The sequence below is a fragment of the Micromonospora sp. CPCC 205546 genome, assembly GCF_036902715.1.
Taxonomy (GTDB): Bacteria; Actinomycetota; Actinomycetes; order Mycobacteriales; family Micromonosporaceae; genus Micromonospora.
In genome coordinates this window covers 41,233-66,174 of the sequence record NZ_JBAKHL010000020.1, presented here as the reverse complement: position 1 = coordinate 66,174, position 24,942 = coordinate 41,233, and the positions used below count along the sequence as shown (strand labels likewise).

Sequence of the window (24,942 nt, the reverse complement as noted above, 5' to 3'; positions counted from 1 at the left end):
CACCTGAGGCGCTAACATCCCGTTCCGGAGTCGACACGATACGGAGGCGGTCGATGTCCCGGTCCCCCGCGCGCCCGCTCCTCGCCGCCCTCGCGACGGCGTTGCTGAGCGCCGTCCCGCCCGCTGCCCCGCTCGTCGAGCGCCCGGCCGGGCCGGTGCCGGCCGGCCGGTCCGTGGGCGTCCCGACCGCCGCGCGTGCGACTCCCGGCTGCGCCTCTCCGCTCGCTCCCCTCCGGCCGGTCTCCGCACGCCCCTGGCAGCAGCAGCGGTACGCCCCGGAGCGGCTGGCGCCGCTCGCCACCGGCGCCGGGGTGACGGTCGCGGTGATCGACTCGGGGGTGGACCGGCGGCACCCGCAGTTGGCCGGCCGGGTGCTCGACGGCGTCGACCTGCTCGATCCCGGCGGCGACGGCAGCCGGGACTGCGCCGGCCACGGCACGGGGGTGGCGAGCATCGTCGCCGCCGCCCCGCGCGACGGGGTGGCGTTCCGCGGATTGGCCCCGGGCGCCCGCATCCTGCCGGTACGGGTCAGCGAACAGCAGGTGGTCGAGGGGCGGGAGTCGGGGCGCACGGTCAGCGCCGGGGACTTCGCCCGCGCCATCCGCTGGGCGGTCGACCACGACGCGGACGTGCTCAACCTCTCCGTCGTCCTGTACGCGGACGAGCCGGCGGTGCGGGCCGCGATCGGCTACGCGGTCGACCGGGGTGTGGTCGTGGTGGCCGCCGCCGGGAACCTGCACGACGCCGGCGATCCACGGCCCTACCCGGCCGCGTACGACGGGGTGCTCGGGGTGGGCGCGATCGGGGCGGACGGGGCACGCGCGCCGTTCTCCCAGACCGGCTCGTACGTCGACCTGGTCGCCCCGGGCAGCGACGTGCTGATGGCCGCCCCCGGTCAGGGCCACCACCGGGCCGAGGGCACCAGCTACGCGGCGCCCTTCGTGGCGGCCACCGCCGCGCTGCTGCGCCAGTACCGGCCGGAGCTGACCGCGGCGCAGGTGGCGCAGCGGATCGTGGCGACCGCCGATCCGGCCCCGGGCGACGGTCGGGGTGGGGGGTACGGCGCGGGGGTGCTGAACCCGTACCGGGCGGTCACCGAGACCGGGGACGGGACGCCGCAGCGGGCGCGCCAGGCGACCGCGCTCGCGGACGACCGCGTCGCACCGGCGGTGGTGGCGCAGCGGGCCCGCCGGGCGGCGGCCCGGGACCGGGCGCTGCTGGTGGCGGGGGCCAGCGGGGCGGTGGTGGCCCTGGCGACGCTGCTGGTGCTCGTCGTGCCGCGCGGCACGCGCCGCCGCTGGCGGCCGGCCGACCGCGCCTGACGGGGGCGGTGGGAGCCCGCCCGGTCACCGCCCCGGCGGCCGGGACCGGCCGGGCCGTCCCACCCGACGTTCGCCCAGAACGGCCGTGGTGGCGCCGACCGGCTCACGGTCGACGCCACCACCGGGTGGGACTCACTGGAAGAGGCCGACGTTCCTCTTCTCCGTGTCGAGGTAGTCGGCGGCGGAGTCGTCCACCGCCAACCTGATGTCGCGCAGCATGGTCTTGAGGTCCTGTGAGGCCGAACGCCAGCGGCTCTGCCGCTGTTCGTAGGCCTGACGGGCCTCGCCGGACCAGCTCGCCACCAGCGGGGCGGCGTCCCGCTCGAGCTGACCGAGCTGCGAGTCGAGCGCGTTCAGCGCCTTCTGGATGTCCGCGCCCGCCTGCTGCAGGGCGGCGAAGTTGACGACCAGTACACCGTGGTCCATCGGATGACTCCTCCCCCGAGACCGGGTCAGAGCGGCAGCTGAATGCCGCCGCGGTTGGTGGTGGACACCCGGCTGGCGGCCTCGGCATCCGAGACGTCGTAGTGCCGGCCGGCGGTGCGGATGGCGTTGGCGGTCTCCCGCAGCGCCCGCTGCAACGCCGCCTGGTCCTGCGCCCACTGCTGCTTCACCTGCCCGAACGAGCGCCCGCCCGCACCGCGCCAGGCCTGCTGCAACACCTCCAACTCGGCCATCAGGCTGCTCAGCATGGACTGCAGGGACTGGTCGACCTGCTCGAACTTCGCGGCGGTCTGCTGCATCACCGCTGCTTCTGCCTGGGTCTGGGACACCCGGGACGTCACCTCGTCTCGTCGATCGTGGCTGGCCGTCGGCTCGCGCCGCCCGGAGGTCGAACACGGCGGGCGCGGGGGTCAGCAAAACTCGTCGCTGACGGTAGCGGTCCCGTCGCCGTTCTGCTACCCCGTCGCGATCCCCTGTGGACGACCGCGGCCCCCACCCGGCCGGGCGGGCCCCTTACGATGGGCGGCGTCGGTGTCGCAGTGGGTGACCGGTCGAGGAGGCGCGGTGACGGTGACCACCGGTGCGGGCCCGCACCGGCCGGCTCCGGGCCACGGTGCCGGCCCGGTCGCCTCGGCCCTCGTGCCGGCGCCGCCCGGCCCGCCCACCCCGTCCGGCCTCTCCGGCCTCTCCGGCCCGTCCACCCCGTCCGGCCTGTCCGGGGGGCCCGGCCCGGCCGGTTCCCCGGTGCCTGCTCTCGCCCCACCGTCGCGTTCGGTCCGGGCCGCCCGGCGCAGCGGCACCGGTGTCCGGGCCGGTCAGGTCGTCGCCACCCAGGTCGCGCTGGCAGCCGTGGTCGCGGCCGCCGGCCGGGGTGTGCCGGTGACGGTGGCCGCCGTGGGAGTGGCCGCCCTGCTGCTGCCCGTGGCGTGGGTGCGGCTGCGGGGGCGGTGGCTGTTCGAGTGGCTGACCGCCGGCCTGGGCTACGCCACGCGCCGCCGGGCGCTGCCGCCGGCCGCCGGCCCGGCGGCCCTGCTGGGCCTCGTCGACCCGGGCGCGGTCGTCCGCCCCGCCGAGTTGGCCGGCACGCCGGCCGCCGTGCTGGACGACGCCGGGGGCGTGGTGGCCGTACTGGAGGTCGGCGACCCGGCCGACCTGCTCGGCGACGCCCCCCGCGTGCTGCCCGTACCGGCGGCGCTGCTGCCGGCCGCCGCGCCGGACGGCCCCCCGGTCCGGCTCCAACTGCTGCTGACGGGCTCACCGGCGCCGACCGTCGGCGCGGGTGGCGGCACCGTGGCCACCTCGTACCGGCAGCTCACCGACGGGCGGCTCGCCGGGCGGGAACGGGCGGTGCTCGCCGTGCGGGTGCTGCGCGTCGAGGGCTGGACGGGAGAGGAGCTGCGGCGGGCGCTCTCCGGCACGGTGCGCCGGATCACGCGCCGGCTCGGGCCGGTCACCGCCCGACCGCTGGGCGAGCACGCGACGCTGCGGGTGTTGGCGGAGCTGGCCCACCACGACGACCATCCCGCGCAGGAGTCCTGGCAGGCGGTCCGCGCGGGGGATCTGCTGCAGACCACGTTCCGGCTGCGCCGCTGGCCCGACGCGCGTGCCGACGCGGGCCGGCGGCTGGTGTCCCGGTTGCTCGCGCTGCCCGCGACGGCGACCACCGTCTCGCTCGGCGTCGGGCCGTGGGCCGGCGCCGACCCCGCGTCGGCACCGGCCGAGCTGACCGTACGACTGGCTGCCGCCACCGCGGCGGAGCTCTCCATCGCGGCGCAGGCGCTGCGCCGGCTGGTGGCCGAGATGGGCGGCGAGGTGCACCGGCTCGACGGGGCGCAGCTCGACGGGTTGGCCGGCACGCTGCCCCTCGCGGCGGGCGGGGCGGGTCCGGGGCCGGCGCCCGACGGTCTGGAGCTGCTCCTCGGCGAGGCGGGGCTGATGGTCGGCAGGAACCGGCACGGCGGCGCGGTGACCGTCCGGCTGTTCCGGCCGGAGGCGACCCGGGTGCTGCTGGTCGGCGGCGTACGCGCGGCGCAACTGCTGGTGGTGCGGGCCATGGCGCTCGGGGCCCGGGTGGTGGTGCAGACCGCCCGGCCACGCGCGTGGGAGCCGTTCGTCCGGGGCGTCGGCACCCCCGGCGCGATGATCCCGGTGGTCCCGCCCGGCCGCCCGGTGGGCGAGCCGGGTTCGCCGCTGTGCCCGCTGCTGGTCGTCGTCGACGCCGGCACGACGCCCGCCGAGACGCAGCCGGCGTCCCCCTGGCGGACGACGCTGCTGGTGCGCGACGAGCTGACCGCCTCCGACGCCGACGCGCTGGGCCGCGCCGACCTGGCGGTGCTGCAACCACTCGACCCAGCCGAGGCCGCGGTGGCGGGCGCCGCGCTGGGGCTCGGCGGGTCGGCGGAGTGGCTGACCCGCATCCGGGACGACATGGTCGCGGTGGTCAACCGGCGGGCGTTGCGTTGGGCGCTGCTCTCCCCCACCCCGATCGAGTCGCAGTTGGTCGGTCGGCCCTCCCGCCGCTGAGCGGGCCGGCGATCTCGCGGCTACCGCAGTTTGTCCGTCCGTGGCACGATCCCGGCCATGGGTTTCCTCAAAGGGCTGCTGATCAGGCTCGGCAGCACGGCGCTGGCCTTCTGGCTGGCCACGCTGCTCATCCCCGGCATCACGCTGAGCACGGCGTCCACCGGCGAGGCGGTCGTCACGCTGATCCTCGTCGCGGTGATCTTCGGCGTGGTCAACGCGGTACTCCAGCCGATCATCAAGACCGTCGGCTGTGGGTTCTACCTGCTGACGCTGGGGTTGATCGCGCTGGTGGTCAACGGGCTGCTGTTCCTGCTGACGAGCTGGATCGCCGACCAGGCCGGGCTGCCCTTCCACGTCGACGGCTTCTGGCCGGAGGCGGTGCTCGGCGCGCTCCTCGTCGGCATCGTCACCTGGATCCTCGGGGCCGTCCTGGACCGGGACTGACCGGGGACGCCGGCGCGGGCGGGCCGACCACGAGGCGGGAATTGGCCGCTGATCGGGCCCGGTGGCGGGGCTAGCCTCGCGGGCATGTTCACCCTGACCCGCGACGACGGCTACCTGCTCAGCACCGAGGCGGACCGGATCGACCTGGACCTGGTGCACCACTGGCTCTGCACCGACGCGTACTGGGCGATCGGGCGCGACCGGGAGACGGTGGCGCGGGCGTTCGCCGGGTCGGTGCCGTTCGGCGTCTACCGCCCGGGTGACGGCCGGCAGGTCGCCGTCGCCCGGGTGGTCACCGACCGGGCCACGTTCGCCTGGCTCTGCGACGTGTACGTCGACCCGGGCGAGCGCGGCCGGGGGCTGGGCACGTGGCTGGCCGGGGCGGTCCGCGACCACCTCGCCACCCTGGGCGTACGCCGGATCCTGCTGGCGACCGCCGACGCCCACCCGGTGTACGCGAAGGTCGGGTTCGCCCCGATGACCGACCCGCACCGCTGGATGCAGCTCGACCAGCGAGACCAGCCGGTGAGCCCGGTCACCGGCAAGGAGCCGGGCGGCCACCCGGCCCTTACGGTGGAGGCGTGACGCCACTGCGCCTCGGCTACCTCTACGGCTTCCTCGCGTACCTGCTCTGGGGGTTCTTCCCGCTCTACCTGCGGCTGCTGCGCCCGGCGGGGTCGATGGAGATCCTGGCCCACCGCATCGTCTGGTCGGTGGTGTTCGTCGCGCTGCTGCTGGCGGCGATGCGCAACGTCGCGTTCCTGCGGGCGCTGCTGCGCCGGCCCCGGGCGCTGGCCGGCGTCGGCCTGGCCGCCGCGCTGATCGCGGTGAACTGGGGCACCTACATCTACGGCGTGAACTCCGACCGGGTGGTGGAGACCGCCCTCGGCTACTTCATCAACCCGCTGGTGGTGGTGCTGCTGGGCGTCACCGTGCTGCACGAGCGGCTGCGCCCCACGCAGTGGTTGGCCCTCGGCATCGGCGGGCTGGCCGTGGCCGTGCTGACCGTCGACTACGGTCGGCTGCCCTACCTGGCGCTGGTCCTGGCGTTCAGCTTCGCCGGGTACGGCTTCGTCAAGAAGCGGTTGGGGCTGCCCGCCACGGAGGGGCTCTTCGTCGAGTCGGCGGTGCTGGCGCTGCCCGCGCTGGCGTACCTGGGTTGGCTGACGGCGGGCGGCGACGCCACCTTCGGGCAGGTGTCGCTCGGGCACACCGTGCTGCTGGTGTCGGCCGGGGCGGCGACCGCGATCCCGCTGCTGCTCTTCGCCGGGGCGGCGAACCGGCTCCCGCTCACCGGTCTCGGCATGATCCAGTACCTGGCCCCGATCCTCCAGCTCGGCTGCGGGGTGCTGGTCTTCCACGAGCCGATGCCGCCGGCCCGGCTCGCCGGCTTCGCCCTGGTCTGGGCCGCACTGATCGTCTTCACCGTCGACGCCGTGCGCCACTCCCGGCAGACCCGTGCCGCCACTCTCGCCGCCCGCCGGGCCGAGGCCGTCGCCAGCACCCGCTGACGCGGCGCGCGCCGCGTCAGCGGAGGTCGTAGGCGAGGACGGGGGTGCCGTCGGCGCGCAGCAGTTCCAGCCGGACCAGCTCCGCGTCGGTGAACCGGGTCGCGCCGGTGATCCGCAGGTCGTCGCCGGGCGCGGCCAGCCAGGACCCGATCTGCTCCGTCGCGCCGCCCGGGCCGTGCGCCACCAGCCGGAAGGTGTACGCCTTGGCGTAGCCGGCCTTCGCGTCGTACCCGCAGCGCATCTTCACCTCGGTGCCCCAGTCGGTGCCGTTGAGGGCGATCTCGGCGTGCACCGGCACCGTCCCGGCGACCGGCTGCATGGCGACCATCCGTACCTCGACCGGGGTCGGGCCGGCCGCCTCCCGGGGCAGCAGTGCGGCGGTGCCGACGCCGACGACCAGGGCCAGCGCGGCGGCCGCGAGCGCGGTGAGGGCGTACCGGCGGCGGGTGGCCGACCGCTCCCGGCGGCGGCGCTCCCGCGCGGCGGCGAGCAGTTCGGGCACCCGGGGGTCCTCCGGCGGCGGCAGGAACTGCTCCAGGCCGGCCGGGTCGAGGCGGCCGAGCAGCCCGGGCAGGACGGCGATCTCGGCGACCGCCCGCCGGCAGGCGGCGCAGCCGGCGAGGTGCCGCTCGTAGGCCACCCGCTCGGCGGGAGCCAACGCACCCAGCACGTACGCGCCGTCGTCGTGCGCGAACTCGCACCGGGTCATTCCGTCACTCCCATCTCGGCCAGGACCAACCGTAGTGAGCGCAGGGCGTAGTGGGTCCGGGACTTGACCGTGCCGGGCGACACGCCCAGCCGGGAGGCCGCCTCCGCCACCGACCGCCCCTGGTAGAAGCACTCGATGAGCACCTCGCGGTGGGTGGGGCTGAGCCGGTTCAGCGCCTCGGCGACGGTCCACGCCTCCACCGCGCGTTCCGCCTCGTCCACGGCCTCGGACGGCTCCGGAAGCTCGTCGGTGAAGACCTCGCCGACCCGGGCGGAGCGGCGCCGCCAGGCGTCGATGGCCAGGTTGCGGGCGGTGGTGAAGAGCCAGGACCGCACCGAGCCGCGCGTCGGGTCGAGCGACTCCGGGTGCCGCCACGCCCGCAGCAGCGTCTCCTGCACCAGGTCCTCGGCCCGCTGCCGGTCGCCGTCGACCAGCCGCAGGGCGTGCGCGTACAGCGCCTCGGCGTGCTCGTCGTGCAGCGCGCGGAGCAGGTGGGCGTCGTGGTCGCTGATGGCGGTCTCCTCGCTGTCGGCGCGAGTCCGGCGGTGGCGTACGCCCGGGAATACGTGCCGTCGCCCCGAACGGTTCAGCCGCAGGTCGTCGCGGGATTCCCGGCCGAGGTGTTCACACCCGGTTCACGCCGGAGCCGACGACCGCTCACCACGCCCTCCTAGCGTCCGGCGGGTACGCACGCCAGCGGCTGGTCCGGCGTGCACCGACCCCCATCAGGAGGCTCCTTCCATGAGCGACCGTCCCCGGCTGCTCCCGTTGCTGGGCGCCACCCGCCACGGCAGCCGCGACGCGATGACCTGTCTCTACCGGTGCGGCAACGCGTGCGACCACCCGGTGCCAAACACCTCCGACAACGCGTACTTCGGGGACGTGGTGAACGCGGAGGTGTCCCGGCGCGGCCTGGTCCGGGGCGGCGCGGTCGGCGCGCTGGTCCTCGGCTTCGGCGGCGCGCTGGCCGGTGCCGCCCCCGCCGCGGCGGCCCCCACCGCACCCGTCGCCCCCGTGGCCGCAGGCTTCGGCCGCCCGCCGGGGGGCGTCGGCAACGGCGCGCTGACCTTCAAGCCGGTCCCGCCGAACACCCTGGACAGCCTCGTGGTGCCCAACGGCTACGACCACGCGGTCGTCATGCGCTGGGGCGACCCGGTCGTGCCGGGCGCCCCCGCGTTCGACGTGCGCGCCCAGACCGCCGCCGCCCAGGCCGGGCAGTTCGGCTACAACAACGACTTCGTCGGGGTGCTGCCACTGGACGGGCGGAAGCGTGCCCTGCTCGTGGTCAACCACGAGTACACCAACGAGGACCTGATGTTCCCCGGCTTCACCAGCCAGGACGCGCTGAGCGTCGAGCAGCTCCGGATTGCGATGGCCGCGCACGGAATGTCCGTCGTGGAGCTGGAGCGGGTCGACGGCACCGGGCGGTGGCAGCCGGTCACGAAGGGTCGGCGGCCGTACAACCGGCGGGTCACGGCGCTGGCCACGAAGTTCGAGCTGACCGGGCCCGCCGCCGGCTCCGCGCACCTGCGGACCGCCGCCGACCCGAAGGGCCGTACGGTCGTCGGCACGCTGAACAACTGCGCCGGCGGCGTGACCCCGTGGGGCACCGTGCTCTCCGGCGAGGAGAACTTCAACCAGTACTTCGTCGGCGGGGACGCGGTGGCCGAGGAGGTGCGGCCGAAGCTGGCCCGCTACGGCATCACCACGACGACCCGGTACCCGAGCGGCAGCCGCAGGTGGGAGCGCGCCGACGAGCGGTTCGACCTGGCGAAGCACCCCAACGAGGCCAACCGGCACGGCTGGATCGTGGAGATCGACCCGTACGACCCGGAGAGCCGCCCGCGCAAGCACACGGCGCTGGGGCGGTTCAAGCACGAGGGCGCGAACGTCATCGTGGCGAAGAGCGGGCACGTGGTCGCGTACATGGGCGACGACGAGCGCTTCGACTACCTGTACAAGTTCGTCTCCGACAGGAAGTTCATGAAGGGCGACTCCCGGGTGGCCCGCCGGCACAACCTGACCCTGCTGGAGTCGGGCACCCTCTACGTCGCCAAGCTCGACGAGAGCAGCGCCGGCGAGATCGACGGTTCCGGCCGGCTCCCGTCCGACGGGGCGTTCGACGGCCGGGGCCGGTGGATCAGGCTGGTCAGCGGCAACCGCTCGTACGTCGACGGGATGACCGCCGCCGACGTGCTCACCTTCACCCGGCTCGCCGGCGACAGGGTCGGGGCGACCAAGATGGACCGCCCGGAGGACGTCGAGCCCAGCCTGCTCACCGGCAAGGTGTACGTGGCGCTGACCAACAACACCGACCGGGGCAAGGCCGGCAAGCCGGCCGCCGACGAGGCCAACCCGCGCAACCTCAACAAGCACGGCCAGGTGCTGGAGCTGGTCGAGGACCGCGGTGACAACGCGGGCGAGGCGTTCACCTGGTCGCTGCCCATCGTCGCCGGTGACCCGACGGACCCGTCGACCTTCTTCGCCGGGTACGACAAGACGAAGGTCTCCCCGATCTCCTGCCCCGACAACGTGGCGTTCGACGCCACCGGCAACCTCTGGGTCTCCACGGACGGCAACGCGCTGGGCAGCAACGACGGTCTCTTCGCCACGGCCGTCGAGGGGCCGGAGCGGGGCCATCTGAAGCAGTTCCTCACCGTGCCGGTGGGCGCGGAGGCCTGCGGCCCGTTCATCACCGGGGACAACCGCTCGGTCTTCGTGGCGGTGCAGCACCCGGGCGAGCTGAGCGGGGCGTCGGTCGAGAAGCCGGCCTCGAACTGGCCGGACGGCGACTACGCCAAGCCGGGCGTGGTGGTCGCCTGGCGCCTGGACGGTGGCCCGATCGGCAGCTGACCCCTCCTCGGGCGGTCCCGGGCCGGACCGCCACCGAGGGCCCGCTCCCAGCCGGGGAGCGGGCCCTCGGTTGCTTCCGAGCCCGGGGGCGGCGCGGGCGGGGTCAGTTGTCGGCGACCAGGTTGTCGGCGATCGTCCGGGCCGCCGTCAGCAGCTTCGCCCGGACCACGCGGGCGGAGGTCATCATCTCGCCGGCCGGCAACGCGCAGGCCAGCACCACCCGGCGCTCCATGTCCTTGTCGGGGCTCACCAGCACCGCGGCGCAGGCCACGCCCTGCCGGAACTGCCCCAGCTCCAACTGCATGCCCCGCCGGTCCCCGGCGGCCAGGTCCACCTCGAACGCCTCGGCGGTGGTCAGGGTCGCGGAGGTGAACGGGCGCATGCCGTAGTCGCGCAGGTAGCGGAAGCGCTGCTCGGCGGTCAGCGTGGCGAGCAGCGCCTTGCCGAGGGCGGTCGCGTGCGCGCCCTCGTCGAACCCGGGCATCAGATCCTCCAGGTACGGCGAGCGCGAGCCCTCGGCCACGGCCGTGACCGCCACCTGCCCGCCCACGAACCGGCCGAGGCAGTGGCTGTAGCCGGTGTCCACGGCGGCCCGACGCAGGCTCTCCCCGACGGTCGGCGGCCCCCGGAACGCGGTCACCAGCTCGCGGTAGCGGTCGGCCACCTCCAGGCCCACGATGTACGTGCCGTCCTCGCGCCGGATGACGTAGCCCTCGTAGGCGAGGGTACGGACCAGGTGGTAGGTCGTCGCCACGGTCAGCTCACAGCGCCGGGCGATCTGTTTGACGGTGAGCCCCTTCGGGGCGCGACCGACCGACTCGAGCACTCGTAGTGCGCGAGACACGCTCCGGATCAGGTCCGAAGGTTCTGCCAAGGGGTCGCGCACAACCACCTCCGCCGCCGGGGACTTACACCATATGAAAAACAGGCCGGGTGCGAAATGCCTGTCCGGGTGGAGGATGCCAGATCGTCATGAACAGCGCGTGCCTCGACAGGCACGTTCCGTGACGTGATCGTCGTTCGCGTAGGTTTGCCGGACCATGACCGACATCGCGCTCCAGCCCGCCCCGGGCGGCACGTCGCCCCGGCCCACGCGGGCCGTGGCGGGGGCGGTCGCCGTCACCATCGCCTGCGTCCTGCCGGTCTTCCTGCTCGGCGGTCTCGCCGTGCAGATGGGCGAGGACCTGGGCTTCTCCCCGGCCGGTCTGGGCCTGGCCGTGTCGGTCTACTTCGGGGTGGGGGCGCTGGCGTCGGTGCCCTCCGGCGCGCTCGCCGAGCGGTACGGGCCGGCCGTGGTCGCCCGCGCCGGCGTCCTGCTCTCCGCCGCCTGCCTGCTGGCCGTGGCGGCGGTGGCCCGCTCGTACCCGGTCCTGCTCGGGCTGCTCGCCCTCGCCGGCACCGCCAACGCCCTCGGCCAGCTCGCCAGCAACGCCACGCTCGCCCGGCACGTGCCGGCCCGCAGGCAGGGGCTGTCGTTCGGGGTGAAGCAGGCCGCCATTCCCGTCGCCACCCTGCTGGCCGGGGCGGCGGTGCCGACCGTGGCGCTCACGGCCGGCTGGCGCTGGGCGTTCGTGGCGGCCGCCGGCGCAGCCCTGGCGACGCTGCCCGCCGTACCCGCGCGGGAGCCGCGCCCCGCCCGGACGGCCGCCCCCGCCCGCGCCGGCCGCGCCACCGCGGCCCTGGTGGTGGTCGGGGCGGCCGGGACCTTCGCCGCCGCCGCCGCGAACGCGCTCGGCACCTTCGTGGTCGACTCCTCGGCCGGCCGGGGGCTGTCACCCGGGTCGGCCGGGCTGACCCTGACCCTGGGCAGCGCGGTCTGCGTGGCGGCCCGGATCACCCTCGGCTGGCTCGCGGACCGGCGCGCCGCCGGGCACGTCGCCCTCATCGCCGGCATGCTCGTGGCCGGCGCGGGCGGGCTGGGCCTGCTCGCGGTCGCCGGACCGGTGCCGCTGGTGGCGGGCGTGCTGCTCGGCTTCGGCCTCGGCTGGGCGTGGCCGGGCCTGATGACCTTCGCGGTGGTCCGGCTGCACCCGCAGGCCCCGGCCGCCGCCACCTCGGTCACCCAGACCGGGGTGTACGCGGGCGGCTGCCTCGGCCCGCTCGGCCTCGGCGCCGTGGCCGCGCACGCCGGCTACCCGGCGATGTGGCTCGTGGCCGCCGGGTCGATGCTGCTGGCCGCCGCCCTGATGCTCACCGGCAGCCGGATGCTCGCCCGCCGGTGAGCCCTGCCGGGCCGACCTGTCGGCACCGGAAGCTAGTTTGCCTGTCATGAACTCCTGGCACCACGCCCAGTCGGCCGCGCGCAAGTGGGGAGGCACCCCGGAGGACTACCTGCCGATCGAGGAGTTCATCGACTCCTCCAAGCAGATCATCGGCGACGTCCGGCACCGCGCGATGTACCACCACACCGCGGGCATCTACCTCTGCCAGCGGATCTTCGGCGACACGTTGCAGGTCGGCCGCAGGAGCGTACCGGTCCGCCTGATCGCCGAACGACACGTACTGGAGGACCTCGGCTGGCTGCCCAGCCCCGCCGACTACTTCTCGGGGATGCCGATCCGTCCCTGGATGTCCGGCGCCCAACGTAAGGACCTGCCCCTCTCCACCCTGCTCGGAGGCGACACGTGAGTCACATCAGCTTTCTCGGCATCCCGGTCGAGGGCGAGATCACCCCGGCCCGCCGGGCTACGCAGCGCCCCCTGGAGGAACTGCAGCCCCTGCTGCGGGCCCTGCTCGACGACGACGCCGTCACCGAGTTCGGCTGGCGACAGTACTCCCCCTACTTCAACGACGGGGACACGTGCGACTTCAGCGTCGAGGGGTTCTGGGTGCGCACCACCGGCGACGGGCCTCGGGTCCACCCGAAAGACCTCGAGGTAGGCAAGTACGCCGAACCCCACCCCAGCCTCGGGGGTCCGCGGCGGGTCTCCGGCAGGCGCGGGCCCTACCAGGGCCGCGACGAGGGCCGCTACCAGCGCGCGTACGCCCTCGCCGTGGCCCTCGAGGAGGGCGGCTTCGACAACGTCCTGCTGGATGCCTTCGGCGACCACGCCGAGGTGACGGTGCGCCGGGAGGGGATCCAGGTCCGGTACTACGAGCACGAGTGAGCGACCGGCGGGCCGCCCTCGCCGCGGGGCGGCCCCGGGGCGTCAGCTCGTGCGGTCGGCGATGTAGTCGCAGAGGGATTCGAGGGCGCGGCGGGCCGGGCCCTGCGGGAGCGGCGAGAGCTGCTCCCGGGCCTCCTCGGCGTAGCTGCGGACCGTCTCGCGGGCCCGCTTGAGCGCCGGGCTCTCGCGCAGCAGGCCGAGCGCCTCGGCGTGCAGGTCGTCGTCGGTCAGCGGGCCGGTCGCCAGGATCTCCCGCAGCCGCACGGAGGCGGCGTCGGCGTCGTCCGAGGCGAGCGCGTAGAGCACCGGCAGGGTGGGCACGCCCTCGCGCAGGTCGGTGCCGGGCGTCTTGCCCGACTCGGCCGACTCCGAGGCGATGTCGAGCAGGTCGTCGGAGAGCTGGAAGGCCACGCCGATGGTCTCGCCGTAGCCGGCCAGCGCCTCGGTGTGCTCGGGGGCGGCACCGCCGAACATGCCGCCGAAGCGGGCCGAGGTGGCGATCAGCGAGCCGGTCTTGCCCGCGATCACGTCGAGGTAGTGGGCCACCGGGTCGTCGCCGGGGCGCGGGCCGACGGTCTCGGCGATCTGGCCGTGCACGAGGCGGGCGAAGGTGCGCGCCTGCAGGCGTACGGCCTCGATGCCGAGGTCGGCGGCGATGTCGGCGGCGCGGGCGAAGAGGTAGTCGCCGACGAGGATGGCGACCGAGTTGGTCCACCGGGAGTTGGCGCTCGGCGCTCCCCGGCGCACGTCGGCCTCGTCCATCACGTCGTCGTGGTAGAGCGTCGCGAGGTGGGTGAGCTCCATCACCACGGCGGCCGGCACGACCTGCGCGTTCGTCGGGTCACCGAACTGGGCGCCCAGCGTCACCAGCAGCGGGCGGAACCGCTTGCCGCCGGCCTCCACGAGGTGCCGCGCGGCCTCCGTGACGAACGGGTCGGCACTGGCCACGCTCGCGCGCAATTCGGACTCGACGCCCTCCAGCAGGCCCAGCACGGACGCCTCGACGCGGGGGTCGGCGAGATAGAGGCCGAGCGCGCCGAACTGACTCGTGCTCACCCTGGTCCGACGGCCGCCGGACCCGGGGGCACCTGAACGCTCGCCAGCCGGATTCACCACGCCATCAACCATGCCACACCCCTCCGACCTGCCCGGGACGGGGGATACGGCACGGGGGCCGGCACGCTGTGGCGTACCGGCCCCCGTGGGGTGAGCGTCGGTCATCTGACGAATTCGGCGGCGCCCGTGGCGAGGTCGAGCAGCGGCGCGGGCGCGACGCCGAGCACCAGCGTGGCGAGCACGCCGATCATCAGCGCGGCCGAGGTCAGCCCGCCGGGCACGGCGACGGTCGGCGTCGACTCGCCGGGCTCGGAGAGCCACATCATCACCACGACCCGCAGGTACGGGAACGCCAGCACCATGCTGGTCAGCACGCCGGCGATCACCAGCCACGCCTGCCCGCCCTCGAGCGCCGGGCCGAAGACCGCGAACTTGCTCGTGAAACCGCTGGTCAGCGGGATTCCGGCAAAGGCCAGCAGGATGAAGGTGAAGATGCCGGCGTAGAACGGCGAGCGCCGCCCCAACCCGGCCCAGCGGGACAGGTGGGTTGCCTCCCCGTCGGCGTCGCGCACCAGGGTCACCACGGCGAACGCGGCGAGCACCGAGAAGCCGTACGCGACCAGGTAGAACATCGTCCCGGAGATCCCCTCGGCCCCCGGTGCCAGTACGCCGACCAGCAGGTAGCCGGCGTTGGCGATCGAGGAGTACGCCAGCAGCCGCTTGATGTCGGTCTGCGTGACGGCCAGCACCGCGCCGACCAGCATGGTCAGCACCGCCACCGCACCGAGGACAGGGGTGAAGTCCCACCGTGCCCCGTCGAAGGCGACGTGGAACACCCGCAGCAGGGCGCCGAACGCGGCGACCTTCGTGCAGGCGGCCATGAAGCCGGTGATCGGGGTCGGCGCGCCCTGGTAGACGTCCGGCGTCCAGACGTGGAAGGGGGCCGCCGCCGCCTTGAAGAGCAGGCCGATGGCGAGCAGCGCCATGCCCGCGAAGAGCAGCAGGGGGCTGGCCGGGGAGTCCGTGACGGCCGCGTCGATGGTGGCGAAGTCGACACCCGCCTGCCGGCCGGGGATGCCCGACGTGAAGCCGTAGATCAGGGCCACGCCGAACAGGAAGAACGCGGAGGCGTACGCGCCAAGCATGAAGTACTTCAGCGCGGCCTCCTGGCTCAGTAGCCGCCGGCGGCGGGCCAGCGCGCAGAGCAGGTACAGCGGCAGCGAGAAGACCTCGAGCGCGATGAACATGGTCAGCAGGTCGTTCGCCGCCACGAAGATCAGCATGCCGCCGATGGCGAACGAGGTCAGCGGGTAGACCTCGGTGAGGCCGTTCTTGCCCTCGGCCTGTCGCCGGTCGTCGGACGACTCGGCGGTGACCGCGGCCTGGGCGACGAACGCCCCGCCCCGCTCCACCGAGCGCTCGCCGATGAGCAGCAACGCCATCGCCGCGAGGACCAGGATCGCGCCCTGCAGGAAGAGCGTCGGCCCGTCCACCGCGATCGCCCCACCGATCGTGATCTTCCGCGCGTCGGCCGCCAGCACCACCATGGTCAGCGCGGCGAGCACCGCCAGCAGTGCCATCGTCAGCTGGACCACGTGCCGGAGCCGGCGGGGCACGAACGCCTCGACCAGCACGCCCAGCAGCGCGGCGCCCAGCATGATCAGAGTGGGAGCGAGCGCCCCGTAGTCGATCGACGGCAGTTTCAGCTCGGTCACTGGGCCGGCCTTTCGTTCGCGACTGCGGGGCTCGCGAGGTCACTCCTCGCGCTCACCGACACAGACCTTACGTTCGCGACTGCGGGGCTCACTTTGCCGCCTCCTGGACGGTGCCGCCCGAGGTCGGGGCGGGGTCGGTCCGGCCGACGTCCTGCATGGTCGCCTGGACGGCCGGGTTGATCACGTCGGTGACCGGCTTCGGGTAGAAGCCGAGCAGCAGGATCAGTGCGATCAGCGGGGCGACCACGAACTTCTCGCGCAGGTTGAGGTCGCGCCGCATGCCGTCGATCTGGGTCAGCGCCGGGTTGAGCGTGCCCTGGGTGGTGCGCTGCACCATCCACAGCACGTACGCGGCCGCCAGGATGATGCCGAGCGTGGCGATCACCGCGACCGGCTTGTTCACCGTGAACGTGCCGATCAGCACCAGGAACTCGGAGACGAACGGCGCGGTGCCGGGCAGCGCGAGTGAGGCCAGACCGGCGAAGAAGAGCACCCCGGCCAGGACCGGCACCAGCTTGCCGGCACCGCCGAAGTCGCTGATCAGCGCCGAGCCCCGCCGGGCGATGAGCATGCCCACCACCAGGAAGAGCAGGCCGGTGGCGAGCCCGTGGTTGACCATGTAGAGCACCGCGCCGGTGCCGGCCTGGGTGGTGAAGGCGAAGATGCCCACCCCGATGAAGCCGAAGTGCGCGATCGAGGTGTACGACACCAGCCGCTTCAGGTCGTTCTGGCCGACGGCCAGCAGCGCGGCGTAGATGATGCCGATCACGCCCAGCGCCAGCGCCCACGGGGCGAACCACTTGGCCGCGTCCGGGAACAGCGGCAGGCAGTAGCGCAGGATCCCGAAGGTGCCGACCTTGTCGAGCACGCCGACGAGCAGCGCCGCCGCGCCCGCCGGGGCCGCACCACCGGCGTCCGGCAGCCAGGTGTGGAACGGGAAGAACGGCGCCTTGATCGCGAACGCGAGGAAGAAGCCGAGGAACAGCCAGCGCTCCGTGCCGGTGGTGATGTCCACCTGGGACAGCGCCTGCCAGTCGAAGGTCTTCCCGCCGACGACCCAGAGGCCGATCACCGCGGCGAGCATGAACAGACCGCCGACCAGCGAGTAGAGGAAGAACTTCACGGCCGCGTACTGCCGCTGGTGCCCGCCGTAGCTGCCGATGAGGAAGTACATCGGCACCAGCATGACCTCGAAGAACACGTAGAACAGGAAGACGTCGGCGGCGGCGAAGACGCCGATCATCGTGCACTCGAGGACGAGCAGCAGGGCGAAGTAGACCGGCACCGACCGCTTGGACGACTCGGCGTCGTGCCAGGACGCCAGGATCACCAGCGGCACGAGCACCGCGATCAGCATCAGCATCACCAACGCGATGCCGTCGGCGGCGAAGGTGAAGTTGACGCCCCAGTTCGGGATCCACGCGTAGGACTCGCGGAACTGGAAGCGCTCACCGCCGACCTTGAAGGTCACCCACATGACCACCGACAGCGCCAGCACCAGCAGCGACCAGCCGAGCGCCACCTGCTTGGCCAGCTCCGGCCGGCTGCGCGGCAGGAAGGCCACCACCAGGGCGCCGACCAGCGGTGCCACGGTGAGCACCGAGAGGAACGGGAAGTCGGACATTATGCGGCCTTACCTCCGTCGTCACTGCGCGGTCCGCCGGTGACGGCCGCCTGGAAGAGGTCGATCACGCCAGCCACCCCGCCTCGACGGCCAGGAACGCCGCCAGGACCAGCAGCGCGCCGGTCAGGATCGAGGTGGCGTACGACCGGACGAAGCCCGTCTGGAGCCGCCGGAGCCGACCCGAGCCGCCACCGATCCCCGCCGCCAGGCCGTTGACCAGCCCGTCGATGCCCCGGTTGTCCAGGTAGACCAGTGCCCGGGTGAGGAAGATGCCCGGCTTCTCGAAGACCGCCTCGTTGACCGCGTCCGTGTAGAGGTTGCGGCGGGCGGCGGTGACCAGCACCCCGGCCGGCTGCGGCGCGGTGGCCGTGCCGTTGCGGAAGAGGAACCAGGCCAGGCCCGCGCCGAGGACGGTGACCAGCAGCGAGAGCACGGTGATCACGGTGTGCGAGAGCACCGCGTGGTGCCCCTCCTCCTGGGCGCCCAGCCCGGCGGTGGCCTGCAGCCAGTCCGGTACGGAGGTGGCGAGCAGGAAACCGGCCCCGACCGAACCCGCGGCGAGCAGGATCAGCGGGATGGTCATCAGCCTGGGCGACTCGTGCGGGTGCTCGATGTCCTCCGTCCAGCGCTTCGGCCCGTGGAAGGTGAGCACGAAGAGCCGGGTCATGTAGAACGCGGTGAGCCCGGCGCCGAGCAGCGCGGCCATGCCGAAGAGCCAGGCCGTCCAGTCGTCCCGCTCGAACGCGGCCACGATGATCGGCTCCTTGGAGAAGAAGCCGGAGAACGGGAACATGCCGATGATGGCGAGCCAGCCCATCATGAAGGTGATCCAGGTGATCTTCATGTGCTTCGACAGCCCGCCGAAGCGCCGGATGTCGACCTGGTCCTTCATGCCGTGCATGACCGAGCCGGCGCCGAGGAACATGTTGGCCTTGAAGAAGCCGTGCGCCAGCAGGTGCACGATCGCCAGGGCGTACGCCCCGCCGCCGAGGCCGACGCCGAGGAACATGTAGCCGATCTGGCTCACCGTCGACCAGGCCAGCACCCGCTTGATGTCGTCCTTGGCCGCGCCGATGATGCAGCCGATCAGCAGCGTCAGCACACCGACGCTCACCACGACGAGCTGGAGCGTGGAGTTGGCCGAGAAGATCGGGTTCGACCGGGCGATCAGGTAGACGCCGGCGGTGACCATGGTGGCGGCGTGGATGAGCGCCGACACGGGCGTCGGGCCCTCCATCGCGTCCGGCAGCCACGCCTGGAGCGGGAACTGGCCGGACTTGCCGGTCGCGCCGAGCAGCAGCAGCAGGCCGAGCACCAGCACCGTGGTCGCGGTCAGCGAGCCGACCCCGTTGAAGACCTCGTCGTACTGGGTGGTGCCGAGGGTGGCGAACATGATGAAGATGCCGATCGCCAGGCCGGCGTCGCCGACCCGGTTCATCAGGAACGCCTTCTTGCCGGCGGTGGCGGCGCTGGGCCGCTCGTACCAGAAGGAGATCAGCAGGTAAGACGCCACACCGACGCCCTCCCAGCCGAAGTAGAGCATCACGTAGTTGTTGCCCAGCACCAGCAGCAGCATGGCGGCGACGAACAGGTTGAAGTAGGCGAAGAACCGCCGACGTCCCGCGTCGTGCGCCATGTACTCGACCGCGTAGAGGTGGATCAGGAAGCCCACCCCGGTGATCAGCAGCACGAAGACGGCGGCCAGCGGGTCGAACAGCAGACCGAAGTCCACCCGCAGGTCGCCGACCGTGATGAAGTCCCACAGGCTCAGCTCGACCGACTTGTTCTCCAGGCCACGCAGCTGGAGGAAGTAGGTCAGGCCCAGCACGAACGCGGCGCCGATGGCGGCCACCCCGAGCCAGTGCCCCCAGCGGTCCGCCCGCCGGCCGAGCAGCAGCAGGACCGCCGCGCTGACCAGCGGGATCGCCACCAGCAGCCAGACGCTGCCCAGCAGCCCGTCCGCCGTCGCGTAGGCGACGGTGCCCACCGGCTCAGCCGGGGCGTTCGTCAGAATCGTTCCCACCGCAGGACCCCTCAGTACTTCAGCAGGTTGGCGTCGTCGACACTCGCGGAGCGTCGGGTCCGGAAGATCGCCATGATGATCGCGAGCCCGACCACGACCTCGGCCGCCGCCACCACCATCACGAAGAACGCCATGATCTGGCCGTTGAGGTCACCGTTGATCCGGCTGAAGGTGACCAGCGTCAGGTTGGCCGCGTTGAGCATCAGCTCGATGCACATGAAGAGCACGATCGCGTTGCGCCGGATCAGCACCCCGACCGCGCCGATGGTGAAGAGCACCGCGGCCAGCACCAGGTAGTAGTCGGGCGTCACTTGTCCGTCCCCTTCAGCGTGGTCTCCCGGTCGGTCAGCTCCCGCACCGGCAGGATGTCCGGGGTGCTCCGATCGGTCAGCCGGCCGTCCGGCAGGCGGGCCGGGGTCGCCACGGAGGAGGAGGTCGCGAAGACACCCGGGCCGGGCTTCGGGCCCGGGTAGTTGCCCGGGGCGAAGCGCTCCCGCATCGTCCTCGGCTGGTCCATCCGGTCCTCCTTGCGCCGCTCGAGGTGGGCCAGGACCATCGCACCGATCGCGGCCGTGATGAGCAGCGCCGAGGTGAGCTCGAAGGCGAAGACGTACTTGGTGAAGAGCAGCCGCGCGATGCCCTGCACGTTGCCCTCGGCGTTGGCCTGCCCCAGGCCGACGGCCGTGGTGCCCTCCAGCGCGCGCCACAGCCCGCCGCCGACCAGGCCGGCGAAGCCGAGCCCGAGCACCACCGCGGCCACCCGCTGGCCCCGCAGCGTCTCGATCAACGAATCCGAGGCGTCGCGGCCGACCAGCATGAGCACGAAGAGGAACAGCATCATGATGGCGCCGGTGTAGACGATGATCTGCACCATGCCGATGAACGGTCCGGCCTGCAGCACGTAGAACACGCCCAGGCAGAGCATGGTCAGCACCAGCCACAGGGCCGAGTGCACGGCGTTGCGCGCCGCGACCATCCCGATCGCGCCGATCAGCGCCAGCGGGGCCAGGATGTAGAAGGTCACCTGCTCCCCGCCGGAGACCCCGCCCGCCGCGGCGAGCACCGTCTGCGTGGTCATGCTCCGTCCCCCTTGGCGGCCGCCGCCCGCTGGGCGTGCTGCTCGGCACCGGGGAAGGTCACACCGGGGTGCTCCTCCACCTGGTACCGGCCCGGGTTGTCGGCCGAGTGCTCCGCCCCGGCCGAGGTGCCCGGGTTGGTCAGCGCGCCGACGTAGTAGTCCTTCTCGCTGTCGCCCAACCGCATCGGGTGCGGCGGCTGCTCCATGCCCGGCAGCAGCGGCGCGAGCAGCTGCTCCTTCGTGAAGATCAGATCCTGCCGGTTGTCCCGGGCCAGCTCGTACTCGTTGCTCATGGTGAGCGAACGGGTCGGGCAGGCCTCGATGCACAGCCCGCAGAAGATGCAGCGGGCGTAGTTGATCTGGTAGATGCTGGCGTACCGCTCACCCGGCGAGAAGCGCTGCTCGTCGGTGTTGTCGCCACCCTCGACGTAGATCGCGTCCGCCGGGCAGGCCCAGGCGCACAGCTCGCAGCCGATGCACTTCTCCAGCCCGTCCGGGTGCCGGTTGAGGATGTGCCGCCCGTGGTAGCGCGGCGCCGACACCGGCGGCTTGAACGGGTAGTCGGTGGTGACGACCTTCTTGAACATGTGCGAGAAGGTGACACCGAAGCCCTTGAACGTTCCGGTGATCGCGCCCACGTCACACCTCCCTGGAGTCCGGGCCGGCGGCGATGTTGGCCGGCTCCCGCTCGGCGACCACGCGCCTGGTGCGCGGGCTCGGTGGTACCTGCAGGTCCATCGGGGGCAGCGGGAAGCTGCCGTGCGGTCGGTCGTTGACCTGCTCCTGGACCGTCGGCTTCGGCTGCGGCTTGCGGCTCGGCCAGAGCAGCGTCGCGAGCAGCAGGATGCCGGCGGGGATACCGACGGCGATCAGCTTGCCGCGCGAGTCCCAGTCCTCGATCGAACGCAGGCCGGCCAGGACCAGGATCCAGACCAGGTTGATCGGGAGCAGGACCTTCCAGCCGAAGCGCATGAACTGGTCGTAGCGCAGCCGGGGCAGCGTGCCCCGCAGCCAGACGAAGACGAACACCAGCATGACGACCTTGGCGAAGAACCACAGCATCGGCCACCAGCCGGAGTTGGCGCCGGCCCAGAAGCTGGTGATCGGCCACGGTGCGTGCCAGCCGCCGAGGAAGAGCGTCACGGTGAACGCCGACATCGTCACCATCGCGACGTACTCGCTGAGCATGAAGAGCGCGAACTTCAGCGAGCTGTACTCCGTCTGGAAGCCCGCCACCAGCTCCGACTCCGCCTCGGGCAGGTCGAACGGCGCCCGGTTCGTCTCACCGACGATGGCGATGAAGAACATGATGAAGCTGGGGAGCAGCAGGATCGCGTACCAGCCCGGGGCCGGAACCTCGAAGCCGCCGATGCTCAGCCGGGTGCCGTCGCCCTGGGCGGCGACGATCCCGCTGGTCGACATGGTGCCGGCGGTCATGAAGACCGCGACGACGCTCAGGCCCATCGTGACCTCGTAGGAGACCAGCTGGGCGGCGGAGCGCAGACCGCCGAGGAGCGGGTACGTGGAGCCGCTGGCCCAGCCGCCGAGCACGATGCCGTACACGGCCAGCGAGGAGAAGGCCAGCACCACGAGCACCGCCACCGGCACGTCGGTGACCTGCAGCGGCGTCCGGTGCCCGAAGATGCTGACCATCGGCCCGAACGGGATCACCGACAGCGCGGTGACCGCGCAGACCACCGAGATCACCGGGGCGAAGAAGTAGACGACCTTGTCGGCGGCCCGCGGGAGGATGTCCTCCTTGAAGGCCAGCTTCAGACCGTCGGCGAGGGTCTGCAGCAGGCCGAACGGGCCGGCCTGGTTGGGGCCGGGCCGCACCGCCATGCGGCCCACGACCCGGCGCTCGAACCAGACGCCGAGCAGCGTGGCCAGCACGGCGACGACGAACGCGAAGACGATCTTGCCGAGGACCAGCCACCAGGGGTCCCGGCCGAAGTCGGCCAGCGTCGGATCCTGGGCCAGGTAGACCGCGTTCACTGCTGTACACCCCCTGCGTTGAGGAGCGGGCCCGGACGGTCCGCCGTGTCGGCGGCGACCGCGGCGGCGGAGATCCGCACGAGCGCTCCGGACGTCGCGCCGAGGCTGCGCCGCACCGTCGAGCCGGGCGAGTTGGTCGGCAGCCAGACGACGCCGTCCGGCATCTCGGTGATCGCCGCCGGCAGGGTCAGCGCCCCCCGGTCGGTGCCCACCGTCACCGGGTCGCCGTCGGCGACGCCGAGCGCCTCCGCGGTGCCCTTGCCCAGCCGGACCACCGGCGGGCGGGCGGTGCCGGCGAGGTACTCGTCGCCGTCGATCAGGCTGCCCAGGTCGATCAGCTGGTGCCAGGTGGCGAGCACCGCCTCACCGGCGCCCGGCTCCCGCACCGCGGCCGGCTCGACCGACGGGGCGGAGGGGCGGTCGGTGCGGGTGCGCGGCAGCGCACCCAGCTCGCGCCGGACGCTGAGCACGTCACCCGTGCCGAGCTGCACGTCGAGCTGCGCGGCGAGCGCGTCCAGCACGCGGCCGTCCGTCATCGCGGCGGTGCTCAGCACCGCTTCGAAGGTGCGCAGCCGACCCTCCCAGTCCAGGAAGCTGCCGGCCTTCTCGGCCACCGGGGCGACGGGGAGGACCACGTCGGCCCGTCGGGCCACCGCGCTCATCCGCAGCTCCAGGCTGACCAGGAACGGCACCTCGTCCAGGGCCTTCTCGGCCAGTCGCGGGTCGGCCAGGTCGGCCGGGTCGACCCCGGCCACCACCAGCGCGCCGAGCTGGCCGCCGGCGGCGGCGGCGAGGATGCCGTCGGTGTCCCGGCCGGCCTGGCTCGGGATGACCCCGGCGGGGATGTCCCACGCCTCGCCCAGCTCCGCCCGCCCGGCCGGCTCGTTGACGAGGCGGCCGCCGGGAAGCAGGTTGGGCAGGCAGCCCGCGTCGACCGCGCCCCGGTCACCCGCGCGCCGCGGCACCCAGGCCAGCTTCGCCCCGGTACGCCGGGCCACGTCGGCCGCCGCGGAGAGGCCGCCCGGCACGCTGGCCAGCCGCTCGCCCACGATCAGGATCGCCCCCTCGGCGCTGAGCGCCTCGGCGACGGTCGCGTGCTCGGCGAGCACGCTCGCCTCCTCGCCCGGCACCACCCGGGCCAGCTTGGCACCGAGCTTCTCCAGGCCGCGGGTGGCGAACGGCGCGATCGCGTACACCGTCAGCTTCTTCTTCAGGTACGCCTTGCGCAGCCGCAGGAAGAGGATCGGGCACTCCTCCTCCGGCTCCAGCCCGACCAGCACCACCGCCGGCGCCTTCTCCACGTCGGCGTAGGTGACGTCGGTGACCCCGGCGACCGAGCTGGCCAGGAAGTCGGTCTCCTCGCGGGAGACCGGCCGGGCCCGGAAGTCGATGTCGTTGGTGTTGAGCGCGACCCGGGCGAACTTCGCGTACGCGTAGGCGTCCTCGACGGTCAGCCGGCCGCCGGTGAGCACCGCGGTGCCCTGCCCGCCGTCCCGCGCCGCACGCAGCCCCTCGGCGGCGACGGCCAGCGCCTCGCTCCACGCCGCCTCACGCAGCTCGCCGGTCTGCGGGTCGCGGACCAGCGGGGTGGTGAGCCGGTCGAAGGCGCGGGTGTACTGGAAGCCCCACCGCCCCTTGTCGCAGTTCCACTCCTCGTTCACCGCCGGGTCGTCGCCGGCCAGCCGGCGCAGCACCTTGCCCCGTCGCCAGTCGGTGCGCTGGGCGCAGCCGGCCGAGCAGTGCTCGCAGACGCTCGGGGAGGAGACCAGGTCGAACGGCCGGGCCCGGAACCGGTACTGGGTGCCGGTCAGCGCGCCGACCGGGCAGATCTGCACCGTGTTGCCGGAGAAGTACGAGTTGAAGGGCACGTCCCCGGAGTCGGCCTCGTCGGCGCCGGGGCAGCTCGCGCCCACGTCCACGCCGTAGTCCTCGTCCCGGTAGATGTTGATCTCCTCGGCGGACGACCGGCCCATCAGGTCGATGAACTTGTCGCCGGCGATCTCCTCGGAGAACCGGGTGCAGCGCTGGCAGAGCACGCAGCGCTCGCGGTCGAGCAGCACCTGCGTGCTGATCGGCAGCGGCTTCGGGTACTCCCGCTTGTGCTCGTGGAACCGCGAGTCGGCGCGCCCGGTGGACATCGCCTGGTTCTGCAGCGGGCACTCACCGCCCTTGTCGCACATCGGGCAGTCGAGCGGGTGGTTGAGCAGGAGCAGCTCCATGACCCCCTCCTGCGCCTTCTTGGCGACCGGGGAGGTGAGCTGGGTACGCACCACCATGCCCTCGGCGACGGTCTGGGTGCAGGAGGCGACGGGCTTGCGCTGCCCCTCCACCTCGACCAGGCACTGCCGGCACGCGCCGGCGGGCGCCAGCAGCGGGTGGTCGCAGAACCGGGGGATCTCGGTGCCCAGCTGCTCGGCGACCCGGATCAGCAGCGCCCCCTTGGGGGCGGTGACCTCGACGCCGTCGATGGTGAGGGTGACGGTCTCGGTCTGCTTCGCTACGTCGGTCACAGTGCTTGCCTTTCGCTCGCGACTGCGG

Annotated in this window: 23 protein-coding genes; 9 read left to right on the top strand and 14 right to left on the bottom strand. The window is 73.2% G+C overall.

Features of this window, described 5'->3' with window-relative positions:
- Window positions 1–53 precede the first annotated feature (53 nt).
- Window positions 54–1,322, top strand: a complete 1,269-nt coding sequence (gene mycP / locus V6U77_RS12495) for a type VII secretion-associated serine protease mycosin (protein WP_334606447.1) — start codon at window positions 54–56, stop codon at window positions 1,320–1,322.
- 132 nt (window positions 1,323–1,454) lie between these two features.
- Here the strand turns inward: mycP and V6U77_RS12490 are convergent, their stop codons facing one another.
- Window positions 1,455–1,748 carry a WXG100 family type VII secretion target gene (locus tag V6U77_RS12490; protein ID WP_334606446.1) on the bottom strand — a complete coding sequence of 98 codons (294 nt, stop codon included), beginning with the start codon at window positions 1,746–1,748 and terminating at the stop codon, window positions 1,455–1,457.
- Between the two features lie 26 nt (window positions 1,749–1,774).
- Window positions 1,775–2,095, bottom strand: coding sequence for a WXG100 family type VII secretion target (locus V6U77_RS12485; RefSeq protein WP_334606445.1), 321 nt, complete (start codon window positions 2,093–2,095; stop codon window positions 1,775–1,777).
- A gap of 241 nt (window positions 2,096–2,336) precedes the next feature.
- On the opposite strand from V6U77_RS12485, the gene eccE reads away from it, so the two are divergent.
- The 4 genes from eccE to rarD all read left to right on the top strand — a co-directional run bounded on the left by eccE (window position 2,337) and on the right by rarD (window position 6,244).
- Window positions 2,337–4,289, top strand: a complete 1,953-nt coding sequence (eccE, locus tag V6U77_RS12480; protein WP_442934422.1) for a type VII secretion protein EccE — start codon at window positions 2,337–2,339, stop codon at window positions 4,287–4,289.
- A 57-nt stretch (window positions 4,290–4,346) separates the two neighbouring features.
- On the top strand, window positions 4,347–4,733 hold the full coding sequence (locus V6U77_RS12475; RefSeq protein WP_334606444.1) for a phage holin family protein: 387 nt from the start codon (window positions 4,347–4,349) through the stop codon (window positions 4,731–4,733).
- 84 nt (window positions 4,734–4,817) lie between these two features.
- A complete protein-coding gene (locus tag V6U77_RS12470) occupies window positions 4,818–5,318 on the top strand; it encodes a GNAT family N-acetyltransferase (RefSeq protein WP_334606443.1) in 501 nt (166 codons plus the stop codon).
- Entirely contained in the window at window positions 5,315–6,244 is a 930-nt protein-coding gene (gene rarD / locus V6U77_RS12465; protein ID WP_334606442.1) for an EamA family transporter RarD, read from the top strand. The genes V6U77_RS12470 and rarD overlap by 4 nt, the downstream gene beginning before the upstream one ends.
- Window positions 6,245–6,260: 16 nt before the next feature.
- Here the strand turns inward: rarD and V6U77_RS12460 are convergent, their stop codons facing one another.
- Entirely contained in the window at window positions 6,261–6,953 is a 693-nt protein-coding gene (locus V6U77_RS12460; protein ID WP_334606441.1) for an anti-sigma factor family protein, read from the bottom strand.
- Window positions 6,950–7,444, bottom strand: a complete 495-nt coding sequence (locus V6U77_RS12455; RefSeq protein WP_334606475.1) for a sigma-70 family RNA polymerase sigma factor — start codon at window positions 7,442–7,444, stop codon at window positions 6,950–6,952. Before V6U77_RS12455 ends, V6U77_RS12460 begins: the two co-directional genes overlap by 4 nt.
- 250 nt (window positions 7,445–7,694) lie before the next feature.
- Here V6U77_RS12455 and V6U77_RS12450 point away from each other — a divergent pair, with 250 nt between their 5' ends.
- Complete coding sequence (locus tag V6U77_RS12450; protein ID WP_334606440.1) at window positions 7,695–9,806, top strand: PhoX family protein; 2,112 nt, start codon at window positions 7,695–7,697, stop codon at window positions 9,804–9,806.
- 103 nt (window positions 9,807–9,909) lie between these two features.
- Here the strand turns inward: V6U77_RS12450 and V6U77_RS12445 are convergent, their stop codons facing one another.
- On the bottom strand, window positions 9,910–10,692 hold the full coding sequence (locus V6U77_RS12445; RefSeq protein ID WP_334606439.1) for an IclR family transcriptional regulator: 783 nt from the start codon (window positions 10,690–10,692) through the stop codon (window positions 9,910–9,912).
- A 154-nt stretch (window positions 10,693–10,846) separates the two neighbouring features.
- Here V6U77_RS12445 and V6U77_RS12440 point away from each other — a divergent pair, with 154 nt between their 5' ends.
- The 3 genes from V6U77_RS12440 to V6U77_RS12430 are packed head-to-tail and all read left to right on the top strand — an operon-like array spanning window position 10,847 to window position 12,913.
- Window positions 10,847–12,028: an MFS transporter gene (locus V6U77_RS12440; RefSeq protein ID WP_334606438.1), complete on the top strand. Its 1,182-nt coding sequence runs from the start codon at window positions 10,847–10,849 to the stop codon at window positions 12,026–12,028.
- A 46-nt stretch (window positions 12,029–12,074) separates the two neighbouring features.
- Window positions 12,075–12,434: a DUF6915 family protein gene (locus V6U77_RS12435; protein WP_334606437.1), complete on the top strand. Its 360-nt coding sequence runs from the start codon at window positions 12,075–12,077 to the stop codon at window positions 12,432–12,434.
- Window positions 12,431–12,913: a hypothetical protein gene (locus V6U77_RS12430; RefSeq protein ID WP_334606436.1), complete on the top strand. Its 483-nt coding sequence runs from the start codon at window positions 12,431–12,433 to the stop codon at window positions 12,911–12,913. Before V6U77_RS12435 ends, V6U77_RS12430 begins: the two co-directional genes overlap by 4 nt.
- Window positions 12,914–12,955: 42 nt before the next feature.
- Here the strand turns inward: V6U77_RS12430 and V6U77_RS12425 are convergent, their stop codons facing one another.
- The 9 genes from V6U77_RS12425 to V6U77_RS12385 all read right to left on the bottom strand — a co-directional run bounded on the left by V6U77_RS12425 (window position 12,956) and on the right by V6U77_RS12385 (window position 24,914).
- Window positions 12,956–14,041, bottom strand: coding sequence for a polyprenyl synthetase family protein (locus V6U77_RS12425; RefSeq protein ID WP_334606435.1), 1,086 nt, complete (start codon window positions 14,039–14,041; stop codon window positions 12,956–12,958).
- 89 nt (window positions 14,042–14,130) lie between these two features.
- Window positions 14,131–15,684: an NADH-quinone oxidoreductase subunit NuoN gene (gene nuoN / locus V6U77_RS12420; protein ID WP_334606434.1), complete on the bottom strand. Its 1,554-nt coding sequence runs from the start codon at window positions 15,682–15,684 to the stop codon at window positions 14,131–14,133.
- A gap of 88 nt (window positions 15,685–15,772) precedes the next feature.
- Complete coding sequence (locus V6U77_RS12415; RefSeq protein ID WP_334606433.1) at window positions 15,773–17,308, bottom strand: NADH-quinone oxidoreductase subunit M; 1,536 nt, start codon at window positions 17,306–17,308, stop codon at window positions 15,773–15,775.
- Between the two features lie 64 nt (window positions 17,309–17,372).
- Complete coding sequence (gene nuoL / locus V6U77_RS12410; protein ID WP_334606432.1) at window positions 17,373–19,331, bottom strand: NADH-quinone oxidoreductase subunit L; 1,959 nt, start codon at window positions 19,329–19,331, stop codon at window positions 17,373–17,375.
- Between the two features lie 11 nt (window positions 19,332–19,342).
- The gene (gene nuoK, locus V6U77_RS12405; protein WP_132232104.1) at window positions 19,343–19,642 is read right to left on the bottom strand and encodes an NADH-quinone oxidoreductase subunit NuoK; all 300 of its coding nucleotides are present in this window, start codon (window positions 19,640–19,642) and stop codon (window positions 19,343–19,345) included.
- Complete coding sequence (locus tag V6U77_RS12400) at window positions 19,639–20,409, bottom strand: NADH-quinone oxidoreductase subunit J (RefSeq protein ID WP_334606431.1); 771 nt, start codon at window positions 20,407–20,409, stop codon at window positions 19,639–19,641. Before V6U77_RS12400 ends, nuoK begins: the two co-directional genes overlap by 4 nt.
- The gene (nuoI, locus tag V6U77_RS12395; RefSeq protein WP_334606430.1) at window positions 20,406–21,047 is read right to left on the bottom strand and encodes an NADH-quinone oxidoreductase subunit NuoI; all 642 of its coding nucleotides are present in this window, start codon (window positions 21,045–21,047) and stop codon (window positions 20,406–20,408) included. The genes V6U77_RS12400 and nuoI overlap by 4 nt, the downstream gene beginning before the upstream one ends.
- Before the next feature lies 1 nt (window position 21,048).
- Entirely contained in the window at window positions 21,049–22,404 is a 1,356-nt protein-coding gene (gene nuoH, locus V6U77_RS12390) for an NADH-quinone oxidoreductase subunit NuoH (protein WP_334606429.1), read from the bottom strand.
- Entirely contained in the window at window positions 22,401–24,914 is a 2,514-nt protein-coding gene (locus V6U77_RS12385) for an NADH-quinone oxidoreductase subunit G (protein ID WP_334606428.1), read from the bottom strand. Before V6U77_RS12385 ends, nuoH begins: the two co-directional genes overlap by 4 nt.
- Between the last annotated feature and the right edge of the window lie 28 nt (window positions 24,915–24,942).

What these genes read in the sequence shown, in the direction of transcription:
- mycP (WP_334606447.1), top strand. Translation starts at nt 54, where the DNA reads ATGTCCCGGTCCCCCGCGCGCCCGCTCCTCGCCGCCCTCGCGACGGCG.
- V6U77_RS12490 (WP_334606446.1), bottom strand. Translation starts at nt 1,748, where the DNA reads ATGGACCACGGTGTACTGGTCGTCAACTTCGCCGCCCTGCAGCAGGCG.
- V6U77_RS12475 (WP_334606444.1), top strand. Translation starts at nt 4,347, where the DNA reads ATGGGTTTCCTCAAAGGGCTGCTGATCAGGCTCGGCAGCACGGCGCTG.
- V6U77_RS12470 (WP_334606443.1), top strand. Translation starts at nt 4,818, where the DNA reads ATGTTCACCCTGACCCGCGACGACGGCTACCTGCTCAGCACCGAGGCG.
- V6U77_RS12460 (WP_334606441.1), bottom strand. Translation starts at nt 6,953, where the DNA reads ATGACCCGGTGCGAGTTCGCGCACGACGACGGCGCGTACGTGCTGGGT.
- V6U77_RS12450 (WP_334606440.1), top strand. Translation starts at nt 7,695, where the DNA reads ATGAGCGACCGTCCCCGGCTGCTCCCGTTGCTGGGCGCCACCCGCCAC.
- V6U77_RS12440 (WP_334606438.1), top strand. Translation starts at nt 10,847, where the DNA reads ATGACCGACATCGCGCTCCAGCCCGCCCCGGGCGGCACGTCGCCCCGG.
- V6U77_RS12435 (WP_334606437.1), top strand. Translation starts at nt 12,075, where the DNA reads ATGAACTCCTGGCACCACGCCCAGTCGGCCGCGCGCAAGTGGGGAGGC.
- V6U77_RS12425 (WP_334606435.1), bottom strand. Translation starts at nt 14,041, where the DNA reads ATGGTTGATGGCGTGGTGAATCCGGCTGGCGAGCGTTCAGGTGCCCCC.
- V6U77_RS12415 (WP_334606433.1), bottom strand. Translation starts at nt 17,308, where the DNA reads ATGTCCGACTTCCCGTTCCTCTCGGTGCTCACCGTGGCACCGCTGGTC.
- V6U77_RS12400 (WP_334606431.1), bottom strand. Translation starts at nt 20,409, where the DNA reads ATGACCACGCAGACGGTGCTCGCCGCGGCGGGCGGGGTCTCCGGCGGG.